At 54.8% G+C, this 25,047-nt stretch carries 21 protein-coding genes; 19 read left to right on the top strand and 2 right to left on the bottom strand.

Annotation, left to right across the window (positions count from 1 at the left end):
* Positions 1-37 precede the first annotated feature (37 nt).
* From GLW01_RS08515 to GLW01_RS15745, 8 genes are read left to right on the top strand one after another with little or no spacing between them, the layout of a single operon-like run.
* On the top strand, positions 38-1,264 hold the full coding sequence (locus tag GLW01_RS08515) for an outer membrane beta-barrel protein (protein ID WP_160898800.1): 1,227 nt from the start codon (positions 38-40) through the stop codon (positions 1,262-1,264).
* Positions 1,265-1,267: 3 nt separating this feature from the next.
* A complete protein-coding gene (locus GLW01_RS08510; protein ID WP_160898799.1) occupies positions 1,268-2,146 on the top strand; it encodes an XrtA system polysaccharide deacetylase in 879 nt (292 codons plus the stop codon).
* A complete protein-coding gene (locus GLW01_RS08505; protein ID WP_160898798.1) occupies positions 2,146-3,300 on the top strand; it encodes a glycosyltransferase family 2 protein in 1,155 nt (384 codons plus the stop codon). Before GLW01_RS08510 ends, GLW01_RS08505 begins: the two co-directional genes overlap by 1 nt.
* A 4-nt stretch (positions 3,301-3,304) precedes the next feature.
* On the top strand, positions 3,305-4,018 hold the full coding sequence (locus tag GLW01_RS08500; RefSeq protein ID WP_160898797.1) for an FkbM family methyltransferase: 714 nt from the start codon (positions 3,305-3,307) through the stop codon (positions 4,016-4,018).
* A 25-nt stretch (positions 4,019-4,043) separates the two neighbouring features.
* Positions 4,044-5,177: a glycosyltransferase gene (locus GLW01_RS08495; RefSeq protein ID WP_160898796.1), complete on the top strand. Its 1,134-nt coding sequence runs from the start codon at positions 4,044-4,046 to the stop codon at positions 5,175-5,177.
* A gap of 1 nt (position 5,178) precedes the next feature.
* Positions 5,179-6,426 carry a CoF synthetase gene (locus tag GLW01_RS08490; RefSeq protein WP_160898795.1) on the top strand — a complete coding sequence of 416 codons (1,248 nt, stop codon included), beginning with the start codon at positions 5,179-5,181 and terminating at the stop codon, positions 6,424-6,426.
* Positions 6,419-7,522, top strand: coding sequence for a CapA family protein (locus GLW01_RS08485; protein ID WP_160898794.1), 1,104 nt, complete (start codon positions 6,419-6,421; stop codon positions 7,520-7,522). Before GLW01_RS08490 ends, GLW01_RS08485 begins: the two co-directional genes overlap by 8 nt.
* A gap of 11 nt (positions 7,523-7,533) precedes the next feature.
* The gene (locus tag GLW01_RS15745) at positions 7,534-8,307 is read left to right on the top strand and encodes a 7-cyano-7-deazaguanine synthase (protein WP_160898793.1); all 774 of its coding nucleotides are present in this window, start codon (positions 7,534-7,536) and stop codon (positions 8,305-8,307) included.
* 7 nt (positions 8,308-8,314) lie between these two features.
* Here the strand turns inward: GLW01_RS15745 and GLW01_RS08475 are convergent, their stop codons facing one another.
* The gene (locus GLW01_RS08475) at positions 8,315-9,505 is read right to left on the bottom strand and encodes a glycosyltransferase family 4 protein (RefSeq protein ID WP_160898792.1); all 1,191 of its coding nucleotides are present in this window, start codon (positions 9,503-9,505) and stop codon (positions 8,315-8,317) included.
* 342 nt (positions 9,506-9,847) lie between these two features.
* Positions 9,848-11,266: a hypothetical protein gene (locus GLW01_RS08470; protein WP_160898791.1), complete on the bottom strand. Its 1,419-nt coding sequence runs from the start codon at positions 11,264-11,266 to the stop codon at positions 9,848-9,850.
* A 232-nt stretch (positions 11,267-11,498) separates the two neighbouring features.
* Between GLW01_RS08470 and GLW01_RS08465 the strand changes: the two genes are divergently transcribed.
* The 11 genes from GLW01_RS08465 to GLW01_RS08415 all read left to right on the top strand — a co-directional run bounded on the left by GLW01_RS08465 (position 11,499) and on the right by GLW01_RS08415 (position 25,045).
* Positions 11,499-12,488, top strand: a complete 990-nt coding sequence (locus GLW01_RS08465; RefSeq protein ID WP_160898790.1) for a polysaccharide pyruvyl transferase family protein — start codon at positions 11,499-11,501, stop codon at positions 12,486-12,488.
* Entirely contained in the window at positions 12,481-13,527 is a 1,047-nt protein-coding gene (locus GLW01_RS08460; protein WP_160898789.1) for a glycosyltransferase family 4 protein, read from the top strand. Before GLW01_RS08465 ends, GLW01_RS08460 begins: the two co-directional genes overlap by 8 nt.
* Positions 13,528-13,589: 62 nt before the next feature.
* Positions 13,590-14,690 (top strand): glycosyltransferase family 4 protein, encoded by a 1,101-nt coding sequence (locus GLW01_RS08455; protein WP_160898788.1) that lies wholly within the window; start codon positions 13,590-13,592, stop codon positions 14,688-14,690.
* A 124-nt stretch (positions 14,691-14,814) separates the two neighbouring features.
* Positions 14,815-16,755 (top strand): asparagine synthase (glutamine-hydrolyzing), encoded by a 1,941-nt coding sequence (gene asnB, locus GLW01_RS08450; RefSeq protein WP_160898787.1) that lies wholly within the window; start codon positions 14,815-14,817, stop codon positions 16,753-16,755.
* A complete protein-coding gene (locus tag GLW01_RS08445; protein WP_160898786.1) occupies positions 16,755-17,771 on the top strand; it encodes a GNAT family N-acetyltransferase in 1,017 nt (338 codons plus the stop codon). Before asnB ends, GLW01_RS08445 begins: the two co-directional genes overlap by 1 nt.
* Before the next feature lie 31 nt (positions 17,772-17,802).
* Entirely contained in the window at positions 17,803-18,963 is a 1,161-nt protein-coding gene (locus GLW01_RS08440; protein ID WP_160898785.1) for a GNAT family N-acetyltransferase, read from the top strand.
* Between the two features lie 36 nt (positions 18,964-18,999).
* Entirely contained in the window at positions 19,000-20,139 is a 1,140-nt protein-coding gene (locus GLW01_RS08435; RefSeq protein WP_340162445.1) for a glycosyltransferase, read from the top strand.
* Positions 20,139-21,122: a polysaccharide deacetylase family protein gene (locus GLW01_RS08430; protein WP_160898783.1), complete on the top strand. Its 984-nt coding sequence runs from the start codon at positions 20,139-20,141 to the stop codon at positions 21,120-21,122. Before GLW01_RS08435 ends, GLW01_RS08430 begins: the two co-directional genes overlap by 1 nt.
* Complete coding sequence (locus GLW01_RS15800) at positions 21,119-22,501, top strand: O-antigen ligase family protein (RefSeq protein WP_160898782.1); 1,383 nt, start codon at positions 21,119-21,121, stop codon at positions 22,499-22,501. The genes GLW01_RS08430 and GLW01_RS15800 overlap by 4 nt, the downstream gene beginning before the upstream one ends.
* 78 nt (positions 22,502-22,579) lie before the next feature.
* Positions 22,580-23,464 carry a glycosyltransferase gene (locus GLW01_RS08420; RefSeq protein ID WP_160898781.1) on the top strand — a complete coding sequence of 295 codons (885 nt, stop codon included), beginning with the start codon at positions 22,580-22,582 and terminating at the stop codon, positions 23,462-23,464.
* Positions 23,465-23,530: 66 nt separating this feature from the next.
* Entirely contained in the window at positions 23,531-25,045 is a 1,515-nt protein-coding gene (locus GLW01_RS08415; protein ID WP_160898780.1) for an oligosaccharide flippase family protein, read from the top strand.
* Positions 25,046-25,047 lie beyond the last annotated feature (2 nt).

Raw genomic sequence — 25,047 nt, 5'->3', positions numbered from 1 at the left:
ACAAGCGATTTTCGGTGCAGTCCTGACACTGTGGCCCATGGCGGTAGCGTGGGCGAATCCCCCCACCGTGGATGTGTTCGCGAACACCCGTTACTCGGATAACATCGACAAGCGCGCCTCTGGCAACGAGGAAGGCGACTTCCAGCACCGGGTCGGCCTGGGCATCAACAAGACCTCGGACCCGGGCACCTGTGAAACGGCCATCGGTGGCGACGTCGCCTTCGTGACCTACCAGCGCGACACCAACAGCGACGAGGTCAGCGCCGATCTGGATGCCTCCGGCAACTGCCAGCCCAACCGCAACGTCCGGTGGAGTGCCCGGGGCAGCGTGCGCGACGTGCGAACCACCACCCAGGTGCCGGATTCCCCGGCTAACCGTGAACGGCGCAGTTTCCTGGCAACCGGCCCCAGCTTTATTGCCTACCCGAGCCGCCTGGATACCTTGACGCTGGATGTGGAATACCAGATGACCCGCTTTCAGGAGTCCTCGGATGACGACAGTGATCGGCTCGTGACTACCGGTCGCTGGCAGCGCCTGTTCACCCGCAACCTGAACGGGGGGCTGGCGCTCAGCCAGAGCAATATCGAGTACCGGCGCACCGAGGAAGAACTGACGCGCCGGAGCGCCAACGGGTTCTTCAGCTGGCAGCGGGGCAATGGCGCCTGGAATGGGGAGCTGGGCTACTCCTGGCTCGAGAGTGAGCAGGGCCCACTGGTGAACGACTCGGAAGGCATGACGGGCGAGCTGGGCTACAGCCACCAGTGGGGGCAGGGGACGAGCGCATTCGCGCAGTTCCGCCGCTCCATCACAGATGTCTCTTCAGAAGTGGATCTCAGAATACCCGGACTGGACCTGAATCTGACCGAGACCTCGGCCGTTGTGATTACAGCGTTAAACGTAGGCGCCGGTCAGCAGTGGACAGGGCGAACCCGGACGGACCTCAGCATTTCCGCCACCCGATCCGACTATGAAGCCTCAGGCACGACCGAGGACCGGCTCAGCAGTGAGTTGGCCCTGAGCCACAAGCTCACCCCGAATCTCACAGGGCGGGGCAGTGTGGGATACGCGCGGGAGGAGTTTGGCGAGAGCGGCGATGACCAGCGGGATACCGTGCGCGGGCAACTGGGCCTGGATTACCGCCGGACGCGGGATCTCACCCTGAACGCCAGCATTGGCCACGAGACCCAATCCGCCGACAGTCAGGGTGCTCGTGACTACGACGAGAACTGGATCCAGATCGGCGTTCGTTACAACCTCAGGTAACCCATGAACAGCATATCCAATGCACTGACCATCGATGTGGAAGACTACTTCCACGTGGCGGCCCTTTCCGAGGTGATCAGCCCCGAGGACTGGTCGTCCATGGAATACCGCTGTGAGGCCAACACCGACCGTCTGCTGGAGATCTTCGACAATGCGGGCGTCAAGGGAACCTTTTTCGTACTGGGCTGGGTGGCGGAGAAATCCCCCGCGCTGGTGCGACGCATCGCCGAAGCCGGCCACGAGATCGCCAGCCACGGCTACAGCCACCAACTCGTCTACAACCAGACCCCGGAGGTTTTCCGCGAGGAAACCATCAAGTCCAAGGCCCTGCTGGAAGACCAGGTGCAGCAGCCCGTGAACGGCTACCGCGCCGCGAGCTATTCCATCACCAACGAGTCCCGCTGGGCCCTGGACATCCTGGCCGAGGCCGGCTTTACCTGGGATTCCTCCATATTCCCGGTCCGCCACGACCGCTACGGCATGCCGGGCAGCCCCCGCTGGCCCCACCGCCTGACCACGGACAAGGGCCATGAGCTGATCGAGTTCCCGCTGACAACGCTCAAGCTCGGCGGTTTCACGCTGCCCATCGCCGGCGGCGGCTACTTCCGGCTCTACCCGTACCCGTTCAGCCAGTGGGGCCTGAACCAGGCGAACCGCCAGGGCGAGCCCTTCATCTTCTACCTGCACCCCTGGGAGATCGACCCCGGCCAGCCCCGGTTCGACGTCAAATGGTTCTCCAAGTTCCGCCACTACAACAACCTGGACAAGTGCGAGGCCCGCCTGGAAAAACTCGTCAATCACTTCGAGTTCACCACGGTCGCCAACGTCCTGGACCAGAAAACCACCCAACTTGAAACCTTCAACCTGAGAGCCGCCACCTGATGCTCGAAACGCTCTTCTGGCTCTCCGCTGCCCTGGTCGTCTACATCTACATTGGTTACCCCGCCCTCATGGGCCTGCTGGCGTTGAAAAAGCGCCCGGTAGCGTACGACGACAACTATCAGCCCAACGTCTCCATCCTCATCGCCGCCTACAATGAGGAGAAGGACATTGCCGAGACGCTGGAGAACAAGATCGCCCAGCAATACCCCAGGGACCGCCTGGAAATCCTCGTCGTCTCCGACGAATCCGAGGACGACACCGATCAAATCGTCCAACGCTACGCCCGCCAGTCCGACGTCAGCATCCGCCTCTTCCGCCAGACCCCCCGCCAGGGCAAGACCGCCGGCCTCAACCTCATCGCCCCCGAGGCCAAGGGCGAGATCATCATCTTCTCCGATGCCAATTCCCAATGGGCACCAGATGCCGTGGCTAAGCTCGTGCGCAACTTCGCGGACCCGGGAGTGGGCTATGTGACGGGCAAGATGGTCTACACCCACGACGACGGCTCCCTGATGGGCGATGGCTGCAGCAGTTACATGAAATACGAGAACTGGCTGCGTGCAAAGGAAACGGCCGTGGGCTCCATCGTGGGTGTGGATGGCGGCATCGATGCCATGCGTCGGAATCTGTATGAGCCGCTGAGTCCGGATCAGCTCCCGGACTTCGTCCAACCCCTGAAGGTTGTAGAGAAGGGGTGGCGGGCCATCTACGAACCTGACGCACTGCTCAAGGAAAAGGCCCTTAAGGACTCGGAAAGCGAGTTCGCCATGCGCCTACGCGTCTCCCTTCGGGCCATCTGGGCATTGTACGACATGAGGCAACTACTCAACCCGTTCAACCATGGCCTTTACGCATTCCAGCTGCTGTCCCATAAGGTTCTGCGATACTACGCTTTCGTGCCGTTGGCAATTCTGGCGTTGGTTTCCACAGTCCTGTCCAACGACGGCGTGTGGTACACGCTGGCCTTCTGGGCCCAGATTGGCTTTTACGGCGTGGCCTGTGCCGGGCATAGCAAGGAGAGCAAAGGGGAAGAACTCTCGAGCCTGTTCGCGATACCGTATTACTTTGTGCTTCTCAATCTGGCTTGCCTTTACGCCGCCCAGGCATTTCAGCGCGGAGAGAAGCGGACCACCTGGGCGCCAAGGAAAGGTTAACTCTATGGGAATGAAAGCCAGTTTATTCCGAAAGCTGCCGCCTTCCGTCAAGCAGGAAGTGCGCCGGTGGCGCTATGGCAAGCTTATTGACCGGAATCAATTCCGCTCTGAAGAAAAAGAGTTCGAAATATTAAGGGACATTGTTCAACCCAATGACTGGGTGGTGGATATTGGTGCCAATGTTGGCCACTACACGCTTCTCTTGTCGTCACTGGTGGGGAATGAGGGCAGAGTAATTGCGTTTGAGCCGATTGTTCAGACGTTTGACCTGCTGAGCTCCAACGTACAGCGGACCGCACTGGGGAACATCACTCTGATCAATGCGGCTGTCACCAATAAAGCGGGCCCTCTAGGGTTCGTGATTCCGAACGGTAACCTCTATCAATCTCACATGACCCCTGAAGGCGGAGACTTTGTGGTTATGGGTTACCCGCTCAGGAACTTCCTGCCTCAGGACTTTCGAGTTAGTTTCCTGAAAATCGATGCTGAGGGCTGTGATTCACAGATTGTTAGAGAGTGTGCCGATATCATCTCTAGGGATCGCCCGGTTGTGATGCTTGAGGTTACCGGAGCAGAATTGACTGAACTTGTAGATAATCTTTCGAACTACCGCACCATGATGATTCATGGCTCACACAACGGCTTCCTAGTGCCGGTGGAAGCAATGGATCGTCTGAAAAAACTAGGCCCTGAAGTGTGCGAAGACGAAAAAAAATAACCTACCCCGCTTCTGTTACCGAGCTATGAAAATCTTACACTTGATTGATAGCGGTGGCCTTTATGGCGCCGAGAAAATGCTGCTCACACTGGTCACCGAACAGATCAAGCAAGGCCTTGACCCCATGATACTCAGTGCCGGTGAACCCGGCATTGAGGAGAAGCCCATTGAATCAGAAGCCAGACGCCTGAATGTGCCGGTCATCCCTTGGCGGATGAAGCCTGGTCTTAATCTAAAGGAAATGGCACTAATCGTTCGCTGGGCGAAGGATGAGCAATATGACCTGATGCATTCACATGGCTATAAATTCAACATCCTGGCAGGGATATGGCCACGCCAGTGGCGGGGAATGCCATTGATCGCCACACTTCATGGGTATGTTCACGCTCGGCGTTTTACCAAGATGTGGATATACGAATTATTAGACAGATTGATTCTGGCAAGATTCTCCGCAGTTATTCTGGTCAGTGAGAGCATGCGAGACGAACTGTCGGGATTAGCCTTCCCAAAGACCAAAGTAATTGTGATTCCGAATGGAATGGATTTTCAGGAAGTTGATAAAAGAGCAACGAGCGAGCTGGATAGGGGGTTATCAGCGTTCCTGAAACAGCATCGTCCGATTATCCTCGGGGTTGGAAGACTGGCTCAGGAAAAGGGCTTTGACAGTTTGGTGGAGGCGTTTGCTTTGGTGAAAAACGCTCGGCCCGATGCAGGGTTGATAATTGTCGGAGAAGGTAGACTGAAAGCTCAACTTGAAGCGCTTTCTGCCGCCAAGGGTCTCACGGATAGCGTATTGATCCCCGGTTTTTGCGACAATACTCCCGCACTGATGAAGGGCGCGGACGTGCTGGCAATGCCTTCAAAGACAGAAGGCTTGCCTATAACGATACTTGAAGCGATGGCAATGGAACTCGCGATTGTAACCTCCCCGGTCGGAGCAATCCCAGCTTTACTAGGAGAGGAAGAAGGTGGCTGGCTCCTTAAGAGTAGAGATCCCTCCGAAATTGCTCGCACGTTACTTCATAGCCTTGATAATCCGGAGGAGCGCAATAGGAAAGTTGCTTGGTCTTGCAGGCAAGTGAGAGAGGTGTACGCAGCAGAACAGACTGCGTTCGAATATTCCAATATCTATAAATCAGTCCTCCAGAAAGAGGCGTAGTGTGGTTTCCTTTCGTTTTCTTTTAACACGTTCATTTTTTGCCCTTCTGGGCCTGCGGGTTGGCTATTGGCGTCAAGTTGTCGAAGAACTCTGGAGGAAAAGTGACGAGGAAATTATGCAGCTTCATGACACCTGCTTACAGGAAGGGATGCCGAGGAGTGCAAATGGGCAGATTGTGGCCTCCTTGGGCGATCTTAAGGTTGCTCAAACCCTGACAAAAGAGGGCCTTAGACAACAGAGCAACAATTCAAGTCACAAAAAGGGATTTGGTCGGCATACTTCCGGTAGTACTGGTGAGCCAACAAGTGTCCGTCTAACCAAAGCCGAGCTTGGTCGTCTGCTTGGAGTTAGGGATTATTGTTTCCGCCATTACGGAATCAAACTTGGAGAACGTGAAGCTCGGCTGTGGGGGCGGGTAGATGACAGCCTCAAAGCAAGGATTGGAGATTTGCTTCTCAATCGTGAGACCTATAATCCAGGAGCAGCGGATGGGGTTCGTCAGGTAAAGAGGCTGACCGAGACACGCGCAGCATACATTTACGGTTATGTGTCGCTTCTTCTCGAGGCCGCACGATTGATGGAAGCTAATGGTTGGCGACCGCCAAAGGTAAGCTGCATTATTTGCACTGCTGAAAAGATCCTGGAAAGCCAGAAACGTTACCTCGCGCGTATATTTAATGCACCAGTCGTCGAAGAGTATGGTGCGACCGAGTTCGATATCATTGCCTTTGAGTGTAAAGATTGGCATCTGCACTTGGTTAACCCATGGTTGATTGTAGAATGGGTTAATGGGCAATGTGTAATCACCGATGTGTCTCGCCGGTCACAATATTTCATACGGTATGTTATTGGAGATACGCTGAGACTTACACGTTGTGCATGTGATGGCCTTGGAGGAAGATTTGTCGTCGAGGAACTCGAAGGGCGTAGTGCCAACCGTTTCGTACATCTATCGGAATCAAAAAAATTTCATGCATCTGAGTTCTCTCAGATGATCAACCAATACCAAAACGAGTACGGTGACGTATTTCGTTTTCAGATTGAACAGAATGACTACACGTCATTCTCCATGACTGTATCGCCTTGTCCTAGAAAAGGGCAACACCATATTTCTGATTATTTACGCGAAAATGTTAAGAAAAAGCACAATGCAAATATCGACATCAAGGTTACAGTAACGGCCGATTCAGGGCTGTTGATAAACAAAAGCGGTTATTTCATTCAAAACATAGACCAGCAACATGACTGAAGACGTTCGCATGAAGATTGCGGCAGTAGGGGATATCTCGATTGGCGATCACCCCGTCTGTGTAGGCCACGGTATGCGCCACACGTTAGCCAAGAATGGCGCGGACCTCTTCAGTGAGGTCAAGGACATACTCAATGCCGCTGAGATTACTGTGGGTAATCTGGAAACCGTAGCCTCGAACAAAAATCTGAGATCTTGGTATCTGCCATCCTATGAAATGCGAGGCGAGCCCGCGTCATTGGCCCTGCTTGAAGATTCAGGATTTAATATTCTGAGTGTTGCAAACAACCATGCAATGCAACATGGGAAGGAAGCTTTCCAGGATACGGTCGAAAATATTGGCCAATATGGGATGGAAGCAATTGGAGTTGATGATCCCGTAAATGGAGCGACCAAACCCTTCGTCTATAGAAAGGGCAACAAGGAGCATGTACTTGTCGCATTCTCGATGCGACCTGAAGAATGGTCACCTGATGACATTCCCTATAGCTTCAGAAAGAGCGAAGAGCATATCTTTGAGGAGGTCCGGGCCCTAAGATCCCGGCACAATGGATTTCTTATTGTATCAATTCATTGGGGGCTGGAGTATCTTCCATATCCTGGGCCGTCCCAAATAAGGATTGGAAGACGGCTGATTGACGAAGGCGTTAGTGTGGTAATTGGCCATCACCCCCACGTTATTCAACCTATCGAATACTATAATCAGGGAGTCATTTTATATAGCTTGGGCGATTTCCTTTTTGATCTTTGGCATCCTGAAACCAAAGTGCGCATGATAGCAACCATTGATTTGAAAGAAGACTGCGTCCCCGAGGTTAATATTGAAACGCTGGAAGCGGATCAATCCTTTAGGCCAATCAGAGCGAGCGAGGAGAAAACCAAGGAGATTATGGAGGTCCTCTACGGAAGCAAGGATGAAATCGCTGATTCAATAAATAAAAGTGATTCTGAATACTGGGAAGAATACAAAAAAAAACTCATATATGTTCGGCCTAGGAAGTATAAATATTTCAAGAAAAATATTCGGACTTATTCTCTGTTGTTTATAATTCAATCGATTTTAAGGACTTTTCATAGAAGGTTGTCTGGAAAATAAGTGAGACTGGTGTGGGTAAATCAGATTTTAAAAATGGCGATGGTGAAGAAGAGCGTAGCCAAGAACCAGTGGATGTTTTCTGGACTGGTGGTTGGGATTCAACGTTCAGGGTGATTAAACTCTTAGCGGACGGGAAGAATGTGAAGCCCCATTACATACGAGATCCCGGGAGGCCATCGACGGAATCCGAGCTTGCTGCAATGAGGCGTTTGCGTGAGCTGTTAGAGAATCATCCCGGGGTTTCAGGCCAACTCTACGAATCTAAGATTGTATCCAGGTACGATTATCCAGCCGTTGAGGAGATACAAGAAGCCTACAATGAACTGATCAAGATTCGATATATCGGTGATCAGTACAGATGGATCCCTGAATATTGCAGGCATGAAGGGCTGGATAGTATTGAAGTATCTGTGGAAAGTGATAATGAATTCCTTCGAAAGCACTATAACGATGAAGAATATCCTTTTGGTGTTCTTTTTCAGAGCCTTGAATTCCCCTTGATAAAATATTCAAAAATTGACATGAAGGAATGGTGTGAGAAGCAAGGATTCATGGATGTGATGGAGTTGACCTGGTTTTGCCATACACCGACGAAGGCGGGCTCTCCATGTGGGACCTGCCGCCCCTGTATCATTGTGATGGAGAGGGGGTTAGATTATCGAATGCCCTTATCAGCTAGGTATAGATACCATCTTAGAATACTGCCGCGAATTAAAGGTTTTCTAAAAAGATACTCTAGGATCTATGCAGTACTAGTAAAGACCAAGTCAGAACTAAAAAAATGAATTGTTTTTATTGGGTCGAAATTCTACTTATGTCAAATAATAACTGTGACTCGTCATTCTCCCAATTGTATCGCTCGATGACTGCAGTTCGTCCATTGCTTCCCATCCTTTGGCGTTCCATTGGATCAGTCAACAATGAAAGCTTATCTGCAACGTCTTGAGGGTTCTGATCTTCACAGACTACGCCGCAGTCTGCGATTTGAATAATACGCGATATTGGCCGAATTTGGGTTGCCAGGACGGGGAGCGATGAGGCCATATAATCGAATATTTTATTGGGAATCGTGTGGTTCCAGTGGTCACAGTCGCGGTAAGTCAAGGCGCCAACATTCGCATTGGCGAGAAGGTTATCAACGTCTTTTTGTTCTAGCCAGCCGTGAATGGTGACGACATCACTTATTTTCAACTCTTTTATTAGGCGCGACAAACTTTCTTTTTCTCTTCCCTTGCCAATTATATCGACTTTAATGTGTTCACGTAGGTTGTCCTTCAGGAATATGTTGACACCTTGGAGCAGAGTGTCCAAGCCTCTCAGTCGACTCAAGAAACCTACATATACGATTCGTACTTGTTTCCCTGAATGTGGTGGCCTGTCGCCCGGAACTTTGTCCAATGGGGGGGTATTACTGACTATGGTGACCCGATGGTCCGGAATGCCCATTCGAATCGTGCGTTCGCGAGACTCCTCGATCATGGTCCAGATATGATCGAAGTGGTGTATCGCCTTACGCTCATACCTTTGCGCGACGCGGGGGTTTTTAAAGGGGTTTTGTCCCATACCGTTCGATGATGAAAACGTTTGGATTGAGTTGTACATCAACGGATAACACTCGGCCATATCAAGGACGGTGTGGATTTTTCGGAGTTTTTTAAGGGGTATGATGATCTTGGCAAGTGGAAGATCCCGGATGATAAGAGCTGAGGGGCTAGATTTAGGTAGTACAGTTAAAAGGTGCCAAAGCCATACCGGGTTAAACCAGAGAGGTAGGTTTAGAAGCTGGCGTAGGGCCCTCGGTAGCCCTTTAAATCTTGGTAGCCTTTGGATTCTCACTGATTCCTGAGAATCCAGTGTTGGTCGTTGCTGTAGATTACGAGCGAGGATTGTGACGGAGTAGCCATGCTTCGCCAAACTGAGTGCGATTTTCTCCACCCGCACATCCCATGGATATTCTTCCTTGTAGACGATTACACATTCCATTTGCAGACTCACATTTGAATAGGTTTACACCATAGGACCATCAGGGAGTGCTCGTTATAACATTCGAGGAATTATTATTCCACCCGATGCTAGGGTCTGACTTCTTGGGGATAATATAAATATCGATTAAAATCAATTAGGTAAATAAAAAGTAGCTCGCCTGCAATGCTTGATAAGAAGAATTCACGGACGGCAGACGGGTCTGAGCTTAACTACCCCGGTCCAGTGTAGGACACTAACATCGGATGAGGTTCTAACTATCCTGACAGTGAAGCGGCACTCTGTTCCAGGCTCGAACGTTCGCCCAAACGGGCAGAGTGCTCCAGACAATGATCAAACCTGTCACTGTATCGACTCTATAGACGGGGGATTCGGGGGGGAGACCACTTTGAGAGGGTATCCCTCTGGATTTTTCGTGCCATTGCGGTCAAAAATAAAGAGATAATAGGTGTTATCCTCCGGGGGTAGCTGACCTCGAGTAAAGGCGAATTCAAGGCTATTTCGGGACCAACTTAGTGGTCGCTGCAACTCGTAGGAGGTTGCTGACTCGAGGTTTTTTGAATCGGCTACAATAACTCGTTGCCAGGTACTATCCATGTAGGGTTCACTGATTTCAAAGGTATTTAGCCCAAAGTCTCCAGTATTTTGACCTACCACTTGAAGGGTTGGGCTGGATTCGACGTGTTCGGCAACTGAGGGGTCAAAATTGAAGCTTCCTTTCTTTTCGAAATTAACCCAGTACTCGGCAGTGCCGCGAGATTTATCAATCATGAATTCCATTAAATTCCAGGCTTGGGGGGTCAGGTCGGGTCGAAAATAGTCCCTGCCCCCGTCACCAGGGCCCGTGCTCGAAGCAACATAGATTCTGTCGAGTGCCCAAGAGGCCCGAATGCCGCTGTTGCCGCCGCCTGTTTCCCAGATGCGCGCGTATTTTTCTGGACTGGTGAATGACTCAATCGTTCCGGTGTCGTCTGAAATGTAAGCCTCTGCACCAGTCGATTGCCCAACCAGCGTTTTGCCCGCGAGGCGCAGGAGGTTCGACATGGTGTCAAACTCCACTTCGAGCCATCCGTCGTCGTTGATGCCGATAACCCAGCCATCGACATCGATACCTTGCGCCCCACCGCCGGGAACAACAAAGCGCTCGCCGCGGGTTAATTCGGACTCCCCAAAGTCGAAGTTGCCGTCAATTCCGGTCGGCTTTATTTTTACATGGCGGTTAGGATGAAATTCAGTTCGAATCCACCAGGACACGTATATTTGGGTGTTGCCGTCGGGGCGGGCGAATCGCCTCAAGTCCGGATCCAGGTCATGATCCCCGCCGTAAGCCATTGGGAGGCCAACGAAAGCGCCTCCACGCATACGATAATGGGCGCCAACGGCTTCATGTCTGTGGTCACCGTCTCGGATAAAAGCGGTCGGCGCCCGATCAATAGCCCCCCCGGGGGTTCCGACGCCGTCCCAGATGCGCATGGGGTCGTCGTTGGCGTCGTGCATGTACTGTCCATGAGAAAAGAAGTTTCCCTGGAAATCGTTCCTCTCGCCATTTTCAAAAGTGTATGTGCCGAAGTCATGCAGTACGGGGGGGCCTTGCTGCTTGTCCCCGAAGCCGGATCCGGTAACCCGGAAGAACTGAGTTCCCTCGTCCTCGGCCCGATCGACAGGTTCAACGGCGGAGATGTTGGGTTGGCCATAGGCTGTAGCGAATGCGAAGCAAGCCGAGAGAAGGCAGGCGATTTTCCGGAAGCCAAGCGTATTCATGTCGAAACTCCAAAAAGGGGTTTAGGTGGCAGGCAACCTATGCCGTTAAATCAAGTTAAATCGATCAGCGGTAGGTTACAAGCCTGTTATCCGTTACAGTTTGTTATAGCCTGCGCACTCATTGCCCGCGATTTTCAGGGGTTCGCCCCGGGGTTTGGGACCGCATCACTCATGCTCATGACTCGCCTCCTTTGGAGATGGTGAATTTTGACGAACTGATAAAAGGATTCAAATGACAGATGGCACCGTAAAAGTGGGTATTCTGGATACAAGCATTGCGACTGAGAATACGGGTGATCTCATCATCATGGAGTCGGCCAGGGAGGTCCTGAATTCACTGTTGAACGCGCAGGCGTTTTACTTCCCGACCCACGAGAAGTTGAGCAGAACCAGTTATCGCATTCAAAAGCAGCTTTGCTATAACATCGCTTGCGGGACGAACCTGCTCCATGCCCATATGGGGCTGATTAAGCAATGGAATGTAGGCTTTATTGACGCATTCAAGCTGAAGCCCGTGGTGCTTATGGGTATCGGGTGGCGGAGTCAGGCCTCCCGGAAAACGGATTTCTACACAAGATGGTTATTGAACCGTCTGCTTGATTCTCAGCGTTACCATTCGGTACGGGATTCCTATACTGAAAGTCGGCTCAGGGAGATTGGTTTTGACAATGTGCTGAACACCGGCTGTCCGACCTGTTGGAGCCTTACGCCCGATCATTGTGCCAGTATTCCACAAACCCCAAGTGAGTCAGCCGTTTGCGTGCTTACGGATTACAGCCGCAATGAAGAAAGGGACGCCGAGCTTCTTGACCTGGTCTGTTCCAGGTACGCTAACCGCTTTTTCTGGTGTCAGGGCTCCGGGGATCTGGACTACGTCCGGAGTTTAGGCTTTGATCGTCATTTCCAGTTTATTCCGCCAACCTTGAGGGCGTATAACCGGCTACTGAGCGATTCATCCCTGGCGCTGGATTACGTTGGCAATCGGCTTCATGGCGGGATCTACGCACTGAAGCACAGGCGCCGAGCGACCATTATAGGCGTCGATCACAGGGCGAACAGTATGGGTAAGGACATCAACCTTCCCGTGATTGACCGCTATAGGCCATTCGAGGAACTCAAATCAATGGTTCTGGATGAGCGTACAATAGACATTTCACTCCCGGTCTCAAACATTGAGAAATGGTCGAACCAATTCAAACAGGAAGTTCAACCAAATGGGTAGTGATGAAACACCCAGGGTTCTCGTAGTTGGTTACTCACCAAGGATGAATGGTGGTGTCGTCAAGGTGACCGAAACACTGAGGCAGGCCTATCCCGGGATGGACCTCCATGTATTTCATCACTGCTATAGGCCAAAATCGCGGGCCGTGAGAACCTATCTCCAAAGCCTTCTAAGCTTTTTGTTCGGTTTGTACCGCATAAGGAAATCCTACGACGTTGTGCACGTCATAGTGGGTTCGTCCGGTGATGCCGTAAGAACGCTGCCCTATATCTGGTTCTCAAAACTAGCCGGGCTCCCGCTGTGCATTCAACACCACAAGAGCTCGGATGTGGTTCGGGCTTATCTGCCCCGTTTTTTTCCAGTTGCATTAATTGTGTTGACGTGGCGCTCAGTAGAAGCCCATGTATTCCTTAGTGAGAAGCTCAGGACAGATTTTGAAACTGTATTCTGCGCTCACGACGCTTTATTTGTTATTCCGAATGCCATCGATGAGACATGGATAAGGTCGGACTCCCCAGGAAGCCTGCACGACCGTACGGGGGACGTCGTCTTTTTCGGGCGCTGGAGTTGGGAAAAAGGTGTGGGTGACATGGTGCGTGCGGCTGAGGACTTGGCAGATATCGCGCGTTTTGAGTGCTATACGAATACTCTGAACCCCACCGTAGAGGGTCAATGTCAGCTTTATCCTTGGCTTGGGGAAAGAGAGGTTCAATCTATCCTGCGGTCCGCCAAGCTGTTAATCCTGCCATCCTACTCGGAAGCCTTTCCAACCGTGCTTCTTGAGGCATGCGCGTGCGGAACGCCCTTTGTCGCATCCGACGTTGCCGGAATACCGGATATCGCCCGAAACAGCCGGGCAGGGGTTACTTTCCCTGTCGGTGATGTCGCGGCGATGGTGGATGCGGTAAGAGCGATCCTTGGTGATGCTGAAGGATGGCAAGTGATGGCTGATAACGGTAAGGCTTGGGCAGCAGAAGCGTTGAGGCCGGAGGCAATCCGAACCGAATGGGAGAGGTTATACAGGAAAATAGCCCCGTGATACCACCTGGTAACCTATCGCGATAACAAGATTAAGGGATCAAGTAATCTGTGGATATATTGATGACCGCTCTCCAACCGGGTGGCGGTATCCGAACCTTCTTCCGGTACGTTTTTGGTCAAAACTGTTTTTCGGATTGTCAGTTCACGTTGATCGCCCCAGATGCAGGGCTTTCCGATTATCTGGATGAGTTTTTGCCTTCTGGTCGTTTCAGACTGATCACTGCCGAACAGGGATATTCACGTTTCGTTCGCCAGATTCGCTGTCTGTTAAGGCGTGGTGATTTTGATCTTATTCATTCCCATGGGTTCTCAGCCGGGTTGCTGACCGAAATAGGGCGGACCGGGCTGAGGACGCCCCATTTGATGACCGCCCATGATGTCTTCCTGTCTGCGCAGTTCAGCGGGGTTAAGGGCCATGTCACGAAAGCGGCCATGAGTTTGCTGTTCACAAGGATGACGGCAATCCACACGGTCACGGAGGATGCGAAGAACAATCTAAAGAGCTTTTTCCCGCGGGTTAGGGAGGAGAGGCTCCACGGAATCCTGCACGGCGTGGATACCGAGTATTTCCAGGAAGGGAGGGCGAGAAATCTTCGGAGTGAATTCGGCCTGGATGAATCGATACCGCTCATTGGCTTTTTCGGGCGCTTCATGAGCCAGAAGGGTTTCCGTCTATTGGTTGATACGATTGAGCAGATCCGCAGCAGGCAGCTTCTAGGTTCAATGCCCCATGTAATCACGTTTGGTTGGGGCGGTTTCATAAGAGAGGATTATCAGTATCTTCAGGAAAAGGGGCTGGGATCCTATTTTCATCAGGCAGAACAGACGAACGATATGGCTGCGGCACTGAAGGGCGTTGATCTCGTGGCGATGCCATCACGCTGGGAGGCCTGCGGTCTTCTGGCAATGGAAGCGCTTGCCTCGGGTGTCCCCATTGTTGGAAGCGATTGCGTAGGTCTTAGAGAGGTCTTGGAAGGTACTCCTGCAAGGATCAGCCGAAATGGAGACAGCGAATCCTTGCTGGACCATATTTTGGCCGATCTTAACGAATTGCCCCAACGCAAAGAGGCGTTCCTGGAGTACCAAGCCGAGGCAGTAGAACGCTTCTCGATCCACAGGCCGGCTACTAAATTAAGGAATCTGTATAACGACATTGTCTGATGATGCATGGCCAAATTGCTGGCTCTGGAGCTACATCAATCTAAGCCATCTACGGAAATGAAGCTTTATGGCTTATCCAGCGTCTGCTTCGGCAGCCGACGACTAATGAAACAGGGAGCAAAGGATGTGTGGACTGGCTGGCTTCTGGCCACTGAATGGCGCGAGGGTTGAAGGGCACAATGCTGTGTTGGCTGCGATGGGCCAGGAACTCCAGCATCGCGGCCCCGACGCCGAGGGGGCATGGGCCGATGAAACCACCGGACTGGGGCTGATCCACCGGCGCCTGTCGATCCAGGATCTATCTCCCGCCGGCGCCCAGCCCATGACGTCGCCATCCGGGCGTTACGTCATCGCCTTCAATGGCGAGATTTACAATTTCAATGCGCTGCGGAAGGATCTTGAAGCATCGGGTGAAGTCTTTCGTGGCCATTCGGACACGGAAGTGATGCTGGCCGGGTTTGAGCACTGGGGTATTGAGGGCGCGCTGGACCGTTTCAATGGCATGTTTGCCTTCGCGCTCACGGATCGGCGCGAGCAGCGCCTTTACCTGGCACGCGACCGCATGGGTGAGAAACCGCTCTATTACGGATGGCAGGGCAATACCTTTCTGTTTGGTTCGGAGCTCAAGGCACTCAGGCAGCATCCGGACTGGCAGGGGGAGATCGACGATACTGTGTTGCCCCTGTTGCTTCGCCATAATCTGATTCCGGCGCCTTATTCCATTTATCGAGATATCCGCAAGCTCCCGCCGGCGTCCTATATCGCGCTGGACCTTAAAAACACCAGGGCTCAGGTTTGGCCGGAGCCGAAACAGTACTGGGTACTGGAATCCTTCATCTGTAATCACTGGCCCGGTACGGCCCAGGAGGCTTCCCGTCAGCTTGAATCGCTTCTGGAGGATGTCATTGGTGACCAGATGGTCTCGGATGTGCCCCTCGGCGCCTTCCTTTCAGGGGGTGTGGATTCGTCCACGGTGGTGGCCCTGATGCAGAAGCAGGCCTCGCGGCCGGTGCGCACCTTCAGCATCGGCTTTGACGAACCGGGCTTTAACGAGGCGGAGCATGCGGCAGCGGTGGCGCGTCATCTGGGCACCGACCACACGGAACTCTATGTAACGCCGGAAGATGCACTACCGCTGATTCCCGATATTCCGCGTATTTACGACGAACCCTTCGCGGATTCTTCGCAGATCCCTACTTACCTGATCAGCCGGCTAACCCGGGAGCACGTCACCGTTTCCCTGTCCGGTGACGGGGGCGACGAGCTGTTCTGCGGCTATCCCCGCTACTGGGCAACGGAGCAGGCCTGGCAGGCGCAGTGGGGGACTTCGTCGCGCTTGAGGCGTCTGCTTGCGCGGTTTCCGCGCTCCCTTACGGCTCAGCTTATCCGCACGCTGGCGCCTTCCCAATGGGGGCGTTCCGCCGGCGCGATCCGGCGCCGTCTGGTGGCCGAAGCCTGTATTGCCGGGGCGGGGGACCTGTCTGAGTTCTATCGCCAGCGTGTCTCATTCTGGCCAGCACCTGGGGAAGCGCTGCATGGTGCGCGGGAACCGGCCTATGCACTTACCGCCGCCACGCCGAGTGAACTCGGGGATGATCCGCTCAAGACCCTGATGTGGCGGGATCTGAACTGGTACCTTCCGGATGATATTCTCACCAAAGTGGATCGGGCCGCCATGGCGTGCAGCCTTGAAACGCGCATCCCCTTACTGGACCGGCGTGTTGTGGAATTCGCCATGGGACTTCCTGCCCATTTGAATTACAGCGGTGGCAACGGCAAGCAGGTGCTCAGGGATGTGTTGTACCGGCATGTGCCCAGGGAACTGATCGACCGGCCCAAACAGGGTTTTGCGGTTCCGGTGGGGCAGTGGCTGCGTGGCCCGTTGCGTGACTGGGCGGAAGCCCTGCTCGGTGAGCAGCGGCTGAGGGAGCAGGGCTGGTGGCGCCCGCAGCCCATACGCTGGCTCTGGAACGAGCATGTGAGCGGGCGTGAGGATTACAGCTTTGAACTCTGGGGGATATTGATGTTCCAGGCCTGGTATGACGAGCAACGGAGAACGCACTGATGGTGGAGGTGGTTGCATACGGGCCAGACCATTACCAGGGAATCCTGGAACTGCTGGACGACGCGCCCTTCAAGGCGCGGGTCTGGGACTGGCAGTTCGAGGACCGGGCCGTGTGCGGCCACTTCGATCCCGTCGTGCTGGTCGACGGTGATGCCGTTGTGGGCTTCAACGGCGTGATGGCGGCGCCGCTCAAATACGGCAATCAGTATGTGGAAGGGCTCTGGAGCTGCGATTTCTACATTGCCCCGAGTCATCGGGGTCAGGGGCTGGGGCGCATGATCAAGGAAACGCTGATGGAAAAGGCGCCTGTGGTGATGTCGTTCGGGGTAAGTCCTAAGGCGGCGGCTGTTCTGGAGCATCTGGGGTGGCAACGCAGCGACGAAGTCTGGAACTACCGCCATTACCGGCGCAGCCTGTCATTACGGGATTTTGCGTTGCAGTTCCTGCAGGGGCTCAATAGGTTGCGCGGTATCCGTGCACCAGGCTACACGGGAAATCTTTTTTGGGCAGACTCTTTGCCCGGGCCAGGGGAGGTTGATGCTCTCTGGGAACGCACGGCTCCATCCCTGAATAAGTCGGTTTATCGCACTCACGGGTACATGGAATGGAAGTACCAGCGCCACCCCATGGCGCGTTATGCGTTTCTGCTGGGGCGGGATAAGCAGGGCACACTGGAAGCTTTGATGGTGGTGCGCCGGAAGGGCGAATCGGTGCGGATCGTGGACTGGATTGGCGATCCGGCCCGTGAGGACCTCGTCGCTTCCATGGTGATCGAATGCCGCCGCAGCTACCACGATGCCCGTGTATTCTCTGTAACGACCAGCCATGACCGCATGGGGCTATCGCTGGAGAAGTGCGGTTTTTTCAGGAGTCGGACGCAGCCCTCGTTTTATGTGCGCTCCACACTGCCGGGCGACACGAACCCTGAAAAGGGCTGGTTCATTATGGGTGGTGATTCCGATGGAGAGCTGCTTTCGGCGGCGCGGGAAGAGTTTAAAGGTGGAGTGAAGGTATGAGCGGGATACTGCTGAAAAGGCGAGGGCGTTGATGCCGGAGACTCCGCGTTCCGGGCAGGGCGTTGAGACCCTCCAGGTGGTGCGCCTTTCCGAGCAGTATTTTGCGGATATGGCGTCATCCTGGCAGGAGCTTGTATTTGATTCCGACTCGGATCCACTGTTTATGGGCTGGCCCTGGCTGTACACCTGGTGGGAGACCTGGGCAGAGTCGCTGGGACTGGAACTGGCCCTTTTTGGCGTCTTCACAGAGGAAGGCATGCTCGTGGGACTGGCACCGTTCTACTGCCACCATTTGCGGTTGCCACTGGGGTATGAGTTACGGCGGCTGCATTTCCTTGGGAATGCCTGGCGGATAAGCCCGACGGTGCGTACTGAATACTGCGGACTGCTCATTCGCCGGGGATGGGAAGATCCGGTCGTGGAACAGGTTATGTCGGAGGTCTGTCGTCTCGACTGGCAGGAGATGGTGGTGTGTGACCAGGGTTTCCAGGATCTTCTTCAGTGCCAGGAAACCTTCGATCGTATCGGACAGACCGTGAGTACCGTTCCAAGAGTCATCGATTCCGGAGTACGCGTGGTCACGGATGGGAGTTTCGAGGACTGGCTCGGGCAACTCGGACCCAATACGCGCCTCAAGGTCTATAACCGGCGGAATTATCTCAACCAGCGGGGTGAGTTGAGGTGCCGGTATGTGTCGGAGGAGGAAACGGATGATTTTTTCCGCTCTCTGAACCGTTTTCATGAATGGCGATGGGGCAAGCCCTGTTTTGAACCGGACGCCTTACGGTTTCATCAGCGTCTCCTTGCACGCCTGACGCGGGATAACAGGGCGCTTTCCGTGCTGGAATTCAATGGGGAACCGGTTTCCATGCTTTATGATCTTCGGGTAGGGGACAGCCAGTACAACCTTCAGACCGGTTTTCTGGAGTCGTTCGATTCCAAGGTGGCTCTGGGAACCCTGCACCTCGGGTTTGCCATCGAGCAGAGTTTCAGGGATCCGCAAGTGCTTTATTACGATCTGCTGGCCGGGCAAGGGAAAAAGACCTTCTATAAGAGCCATTTCCAGGGCGAGCTCGTGCATTTTCTGACCGTCCAGTATGCGCGCCATCCGGTAATGCGGTACATTTACCGGTTACAGTCCTGGCTTCCGGGGCGCCTGCGCCAGTCAATCAACCGATTCGTCAGGCTTTGAATTAGGGATAGAGTAATGCCGCATGAAGGAGTTGGCGTGGGTAATCCTGAGCAGGGATTGCAGGTTCCGCGTGTTCTTTTCCTGATCGACTCGTTCAAGGATCCTTATGCCGGTAGTGAGCGTCAACTGTACCTTTTGGTTGAGGCGTTGGTGGCGCTAGGGATTGACTGTCATCTGGTTGTGCTTACGGCATCTGATTACCTCTTGGACGAAGATTTCCCGTGTGCGTATACCGTTTTGGGTCACACTTCTCTGGGACGCCCCGGGATTTGGGGTGCCATGTATACTGCGGGTCGGCGGTTCAGGGCGCAGGGGTTCATGATTGCGCATACGTTTTTCAATGATGTATCCGTTGTGGCGCCGCCCATGCTGCGCCTGGCAGGGTTCCGGACTGTCATTTCGCGGCGCGATATGGGGTTCTGGCATACATTGGGCAAACTTTGGTTGCTTCGGGCGATGCGCAGCCAGGTAGCGGCCTGGATTGCGAACAGCCGTGCCGTTGCGGATATGACGATTGTTCAGGAATGGGCGAAGCCGGAGCGGACACGGGTAATCTATAACGGCTTTCCGATAGAGCATGGCGCCAGCACTGAGGGCGCGGCGGATCTGGATGCGCTGCGGTCGAATGGTCGGGTTCTCGTCGGGTTGGTTGCCAATGTGAGACCGATCAAGCGTATCCAGGATCTGGTCCGTGCACTGGCCCAGCTGAAGGATGAGGTCCCGGCGTTAAATGTGGTGCTTATCGGGGCCGGTGACCAGGAACCGCTGCGTGATCTGGGCCATGAACTGGGTGTTGGCGACCGGCTGCATTGTCTGGGAAGCCGCAACGATGTCCCAGACTGCCTGAATGCCCTGGATATCGGCGTTCTCTGCAGCGAGTCCGAGGGCTTCTCGAATGCCCTGATTGAATACATGCTCGCCGGGTTACCCGTGGTTTGTACTGAGGCTGGTGGTAATCCTGAGGCTGTGGAGCACGGGGAAACGGGTCTCCTGTATAGCGTCGGCGACGTGGAGACGTTGGCAACCCATCTGCAATGCCTGGCCGGCGACGTTGAGTATCGACAGAGGCTGGGCGAGAAGGGCCGTGGGGTTGCGCAGGAGCGCTTCTCGATGAAGACGATGGTTGACGCGCACATGGCCTTATACAGCGAATTGCTTGAGTGGAGATCACGCTGATGATTCCCTCCGCCTGGGTTGACTTTGCCGGTCGCTGGGGCGGGTATGCGCTCGCGCGCCAGTACACGCGAAACCACCCGCGCATTCTCATGTATCACCGCTTTACCGGCGACGCGTCCGCGGACCCGGCTATGGCTGATGTCTTCGAGAAACAGGTGCGTCATCTGGCCAAGCACTTCAATGCAATGACTCTCGGCGAGCTCCTGGCCTATTTCCACGCCGGAGAGCGCCCACCCCCTCACACGGTTGTAATGACCGTGGACGACGGTCATCGGGATTTCTTCGAGTTCGCCTGGCCGATCCTGAGACGGCACAATGTGCCAGCCACTCTCTTCGCAGCAACGGGGTTTATTGACCGGGAACTTTGGCTCTGGCCCGATCAGGTGACCTGGCTTTTGGGGCAGTGTGGGACTCTTCCGGAACGTGTGCAGATTGCCGGGGCGCCGTTGGAGCTTGGAGACACCCCCTGGCAGGCTATTGTGGACCGTATTCTGGCGGTGTCCGACGATAACCGGTTGCGCGCGCCGTTGGAGTTGGGCGAACAGTTGGGCTGTGATCTGCCATCCGAGGCGCCCGAGGGGTATGCGCCGGTCACCTGGGATGAACTGCGGGTGCTGGAGGCCAGCGGTATCGAGATCGGTGGCCATACGCATACCCACCCCAGCCTGGCGCGGATGCCGGAGATCCGGCTACCGGAGGAAATCCATCGGTGCCGGGAGCGCCTGGACAGCGAACTGGGTATGCGTCCGCGACCGTTCTGCTACCCCAATGGACAACCAGGTGATGTGACCCCGGCCGTTCGCGCGGCTGTCAAGGATGCCGGATTCACAGGGGCCGTAATGGCGTATGCTGATGGCGCCCGACACGAGGACGTCTACCAGTTGCGGCGGCACAGCAGCTCCTCCAATCCTTTCCAGTTCTATAAGGCCAGTTCGGGGGTCGAGTGGCTCGGACGGCGTTGGCGGCGGGGAGGCCTGTCGTGAACAGTCAGCCGCTGAGTGCGACCGCTTACCGCCGTGCGTCGAGTGTTCACGAGCGCGTCGTGCCGGCGGCGCTTTTCGTCCTGCTCTGTTACTTCATGATCGACTACTTTGGGCGCCTGCCCGCCCGCCTGCCTGTATATCCTAATTTTCGGCCGACGTTATTGCTGGTCGCCGCCATCACCCTGTCGCTCTTTTCCCAGGCGGATAAGGTCAAGGACCGCTTCAGTGAGCCGGTTCTCAGGATTATCGTCGTTCTTCTTCTTTACGTGCTGTTGTCCTTGCCACTGGTGGAGTGGCCGGGCAGCGTGATCCGGGAAAACATCCAGGACTTCGTTAAGGCGGTCGTTTTTCTTTTCTTTGTCGCCATCATTGCGGACACGGACCGGCGCCTGAAGACGCTCGTTTATCTTTTTGTCAGCCTTCAGGCGTTCCGCATTCTGGAGCCGTTGTTCCTTTACTTCACGACAGGCGTTCTCGGCGGTAGCACCTATGTCGGGGGCGAGTTTGCGGGTCGCTTGAATGGCGCTCCGGCGGACGTGATCAATGCCAATGGGCTTGGTTTCGTGATCGTGACCACGCTCGGGTTCATGCACTTCCTGATGCTCCGCAGCCCCAGCCGCCTGGTGCGTTGGACCTACTACCTGCTCCTGCCAACGTTTCTTTACGCGCTTGTCCTGACGGGGTCGCGCGGCGCCTTCATTACCTTTCTCGTGCTGTTGTTCTTCATGTTCCGGGACGCGAAGCGGAAGGTGCTTCTCACGGCTGTGGTGCTACTCGGTGCGGTTGTGGCCTGGGGCCAGATGTCCGATTTCCATCAGGACCGCTACCTGTCGCTGATCAGCGAGGATACGCAAAACAGCGGCACGGTCGAGGGACGTTTCGAAGGCATGAAGACGGAGTTCCTGCTCGGGCTTCAGCGACCGATTGTTGGTCATGGCGTGGGAACCACCTCGGAAGCCAAGGTGAACAAGTTGGGCGCGCGAAGCCAAGCCGCGCACAACTTCTACGCGGAGCTGCTGATCGAAGTGGGGGTCATCGGGTTTATCATCGTCATGACCTATATCGTCAGGCTGTATAGGCTGGTGCGCCGCAATCTGTCGCGCCTTCGGGAAGCCATGGATTCCGGTGCGGAGATCGACAGCTTCAAGTACCGGCTTAACAAGGCGCTTCTGGCGGTTTTCTGGATCTATGCCGTCTACAGCATCAACTATTACGGCCTGTCCCAGGAATACTGGTACCTCTATGGAGGTATTTGTGTCGCCTTTGCTCGATCCCTTGCCCGTGATTTCTCTCAGACGGGTGATGCGCTGCGAGCTCGTGATACACGGGATTTTCGGTCACGATGGCCTGCGGCCCCGCGCGCAAGGAACGATCTATAACCTTCAGCCGGTAGCAGCGTGTTCCGAAGCGGTCCATTGGTACGCTGCATCTCGGTTTTGCCATAAAGGAAGCGGTTCATGACTAGTGGTCCACTCGTCAGTATTGTGACTCCCACCTTCAACAGGGCTGACTATCTGCGGGAGGCCATCGACAGCGTGTCAGCGCAGACGTACGCCAATTTCGAGCACCTGATCGTGGACGATGGTTCCACGGACGACACCGCGGGCGTCGTCGCTTCCTATGGTGATGAGCGCCTTCGGTATTTCCGTCAGGAGAACCAGGGGCAGAGCGTTGCGAGGAATGTTGGCATCGAGAACAGCCGCGGTGAGTTCATCTGTTTTCTGGACTCTGACAACGCCTGGGTGCCTGACAAACTTCGTCAGCAGCTCGAGGCCTTTGAAAGCCATCCGGAGGCCGGTGTCGTCTACGGTGACATCATCTCCATTGATGCGGAAGGCAGTGAGTTCTCAAGGCGCAACATGCGGCGGCACAGCGGCTGGATCACCGAGGCCCTGCTCGGTGATAACTTCGTGAGCATGAACACCACCATGACGCACACTGAGCTCTTGCGCCGGGTGGGCGGCTTCGACCCCGCCGACCGCTATGCGGAGGACTATGGCCTGTGGCTGCGTGTCTCACTCCATGCGCCCTTCGCCTACGTCCCCGAGTGTTGGGCCTACTACCGGATCATGGAAAACCAGATCTCGAGCGACAAGTTGATTCGCCTGGAGGCAAACGAGTCCCTGATTCAGTCGTTCATCCAGGAGCACGCCGATCAACTGGATTTCCGGCAGGTGCGTGAAGCACTATCCCGCTTCCACGAGCGCAAGGGGCGTCATGAGGCCAGCGGTGGCCGGCGCTGGGTAGCCCTGGCGTCAGGGGTGCGCACTGTGCGCTATGCGCCCGGCCGAACGGGGGCTTGGCGGTCATTCCTGCGCATTCTGTTTGATGTGGTCCGTTAGTATGACAGGCATGCTTGGAGTTCCCTGCCGAATTCTGTGCCTTGTAACCGCGGCTGCGGGGCACTGATGCTTCGAAGCCTCCTCGCGAGCACTGCGTCCAACGGCTCCCGTTTCGCCGTAACGACGATCATCACCCTGGTGATGACGCCGGTGTATATCCGTGAACTGGGGAACTACGACTACGGCATCTGGGAAATCATGATGTCTGTGGTCGGCTATCTCGGCCTCCTGGATATGGGGTTGCGGCCGACCATCTCTCGCTTCACCGCCTACTTGAGCAGGAGTGACGATCCTGCGGAACAGAGCGCGCTCTTTGCCACATCGCTATGCATGATGGCAGCGGTGGGCCTGCTGATCAGCATGACGCTACTGACCTGGTCGATGACGTTCCCGGGGGTGCTCGCTCCCGATAGCGATTCCGTAGGGCGTTACGCGACGCTGATCCAGATTTTTGCGGTTCACGTTGTTCTGTCCTTTCCCTATTTCTCGATCGAGAGTACGTACGAGGGGCGGCTCTTCTATACAACCAAGAACAATATCTCCATTGGCATCTCGATTATCAGTGCAACCTTTCTCTACCACTATCTCCCGCACTTCGATCCGCTGCTGTTGCTGATTACAGTCAATGTCGTGATGACCGCGTCGAAGCTGGTGCTGCTCTTTGCCATCCTGCACGCGCCTTCCTATGGGTCGTATCGATTCCATCCCGGGCACTTCAGTCCGTCGATGATGTTCCGTATGCTCCGCTTCGGGGGCAAGGCCCTGGCACAGGGAATCGCCGGGCAAGTTTCAAAACGTGCAGACCCGCTCATCATCGGGGCCTTTCTTGGTCCGCAAAAGATCGTCTTTTTCAACCTCGGTTCCATGCTGCTTGAAAAAGTCAAAGATTCAACGCAGATCATGGGCCATGCATTCATGCCGGCGTTTTCGACACTGCATTCCGCAAGTGATCAGAAAACGATGGATCAGTATTTCCAGACCGGTACGAAGTACATCTACGGCCTCGCAGCGGCTTCATGTGCGGGGCTCGCCGCAATCGGGGACGTATTCATCAGTCTCTGGATTGGGCCGGAGTATGGCGCTGAGGTGCGACCGATTATCTGGATCCTGGCGGCGACTGCTCTGGTCGGGGGTGCGTTGCCGCTGCACAATCGCTTTCTCATGGCTCTTAACAGCCATGGAATACTGGCAATCATTTACTCAGCCCGCGCGGTGATCAACGTGGTTCTGACGCTGCTCCTGGTCCGGCCCTTTGGCCTTGTCGGGGTCGCATCCGCGACGCTTATCGGGCAACTGGTGACGGCACCGTTCGTATGGGCTGCGGTTTTCAGGCATTTGGCCATGTCTCCGACAACCTATGTCCGCACCACTCTGTTGCCAATCCTTGGGTCAACACTGGTGATGATGGCCTGTCTCGTTGTTGCGCTGCAGGTCTTCCCCGCGGACGGCTGGTACCCGTTCCTGGGAATTGTTGCTCTTGGTGTCGTTGTCTATGTTCCGCTTTTCGTCTTTGGTGTGCTTGATTCCGATGACCGACATGACCTGATCAGGGCCATCCGGAAGATCAGAAAGGCTCTTTGATC

The organism is Vreelandella halophila (assembly GCF_009856365.1).
In the GTDB taxonomy this organism is placed as follows: Bacteria; Pseudomonadota; Gammaproteobacteria; order Pseudomonadales; family Oleiphilaceae; genus Halospina; species Halospina utahensis_B.
This window is presented reverse-complemented; position numbering and strand designations above follow the sequence as displayed.

Excerpts from the sequence above, each read along its gene's own strand:
- GLW01_RS08430 (WP_160898783.1), top strand. The coding sequence starts at position 20,139 with ATGATTCCCTCCGCCTGGGTTGACTTTGCCGGTCGCTGGGGCGGGTAT.
- GLW01_RS08515 (WP_160898800.1), top strand. The coding sequence starts at position 38 with ATGGCGGTAGCGTGGGCGAATCCCCCCACCGTGGATGTGTTCGCGAAC.
- GLW01_RS08485 (WP_160898794.1), top strand. The coding sequence starts at position 6,419 with ATGACTGAAGACGTTCGCATGAAGATTGCGGCAGTAGGGGATATCTCG.
- asnB (WP_160898787.1), top strand. The coding sequence starts at position 14,815 with ATGTGTGGACTGGCTGGCTTCTGGCCACTGAATGGCGCGAGGGTTGAA.
- GLW01_RS08415 (WP_160898780.1), top strand. The coding sequence starts at position 23,531 with ATGCTTCGAAGCCTCCTCGCGAGCACTGCGTCCAACGGCTCCCGTTTC.
- GLW01_RS08495 (WP_160898796.1), top strand. The coding sequence starts at position 4,044 with ATGAAAATCTTACACTTGATTGATAGCGGTGGCCTTTATGGCGCCGAG.
- GLW01_RS08500 (WP_160898797.1), top strand. The coding sequence starts at position 3,305 with ATGGGAATGAAAGCCAGTTTATTCCGAAAGCTGCCGCCTTCCGTCAAG.
- GLW01_RS08440 (WP_160898785.1), top strand. The coding sequence starts at position 17,803 with ATGCCGGAGACTCCGCGTTCCGGGCAGGGCGTTGAGACCCTCCAGGTG.
- GLW01_RS08505 (WP_160898798.1), top strand. The coding sequence starts at position 2,146 with ATGCTCGAAACGCTCTTCTGGCTCTCCGCTGCCCTGGTCGTCTACATC.
- GLW01_RS08420 (WP_160898781.1), top strand. The coding sequence starts at position 22,580 with ATGACTAGTGGTCCACTCGTCAGTATTGTGACTCCCACCTTCAACAGG.
- GLW01_RS08470 (WP_160898791.1), bottom strand. The coding sequence starts at position 11,266 with ATGAATACGCTTGGCTTCCGGAAAATCGCCTGCCTTCTCTCGGCTTGC.
- GLW01_RS08460 (WP_160898789.1), top strand. The coding sequence starts at position 12,481 with ATGGGTAGTGATGAAACACCCAGGGTTCTCGTAGTTGGTTACTCACCA.
- GLW01_RS08475 (WP_160898792.1), bottom strand. The coding sequence starts at position 9,505 with ATGGAATGTGTAATCGTCTACAAGGAAGAATATCCATGGGATGTGCGG.
- GLW01_RS08445 (WP_160898786.1), top strand. The coding sequence starts at position 16,755 with ATGGTGGAGGTGGTTGCATACGGGCCAGACCATTACCAGGGAATCCTG.
- GLW01_RS08510 (WP_160898799.1), top strand. The coding sequence starts at position 1,268 with ATGAACAGCATATCCAATGCACTGACCATCGATGTGGAAGACTACTTC.
- GLW01_RS08465 (WP_160898790.1), top strand. The coding sequence starts at position 11,499 with ATGACAGATGGCACCGTAAAAGTGGGTATTCTGGATACAAGCATTGCG.
- GLW01_RS08455 (WP_160898788.1), top strand. The coding sequence starts at position 13,590 with ATGACCGCTCTCCAACCGGGTGGCGGTATCCGAACCTTCTTCCGGTAC.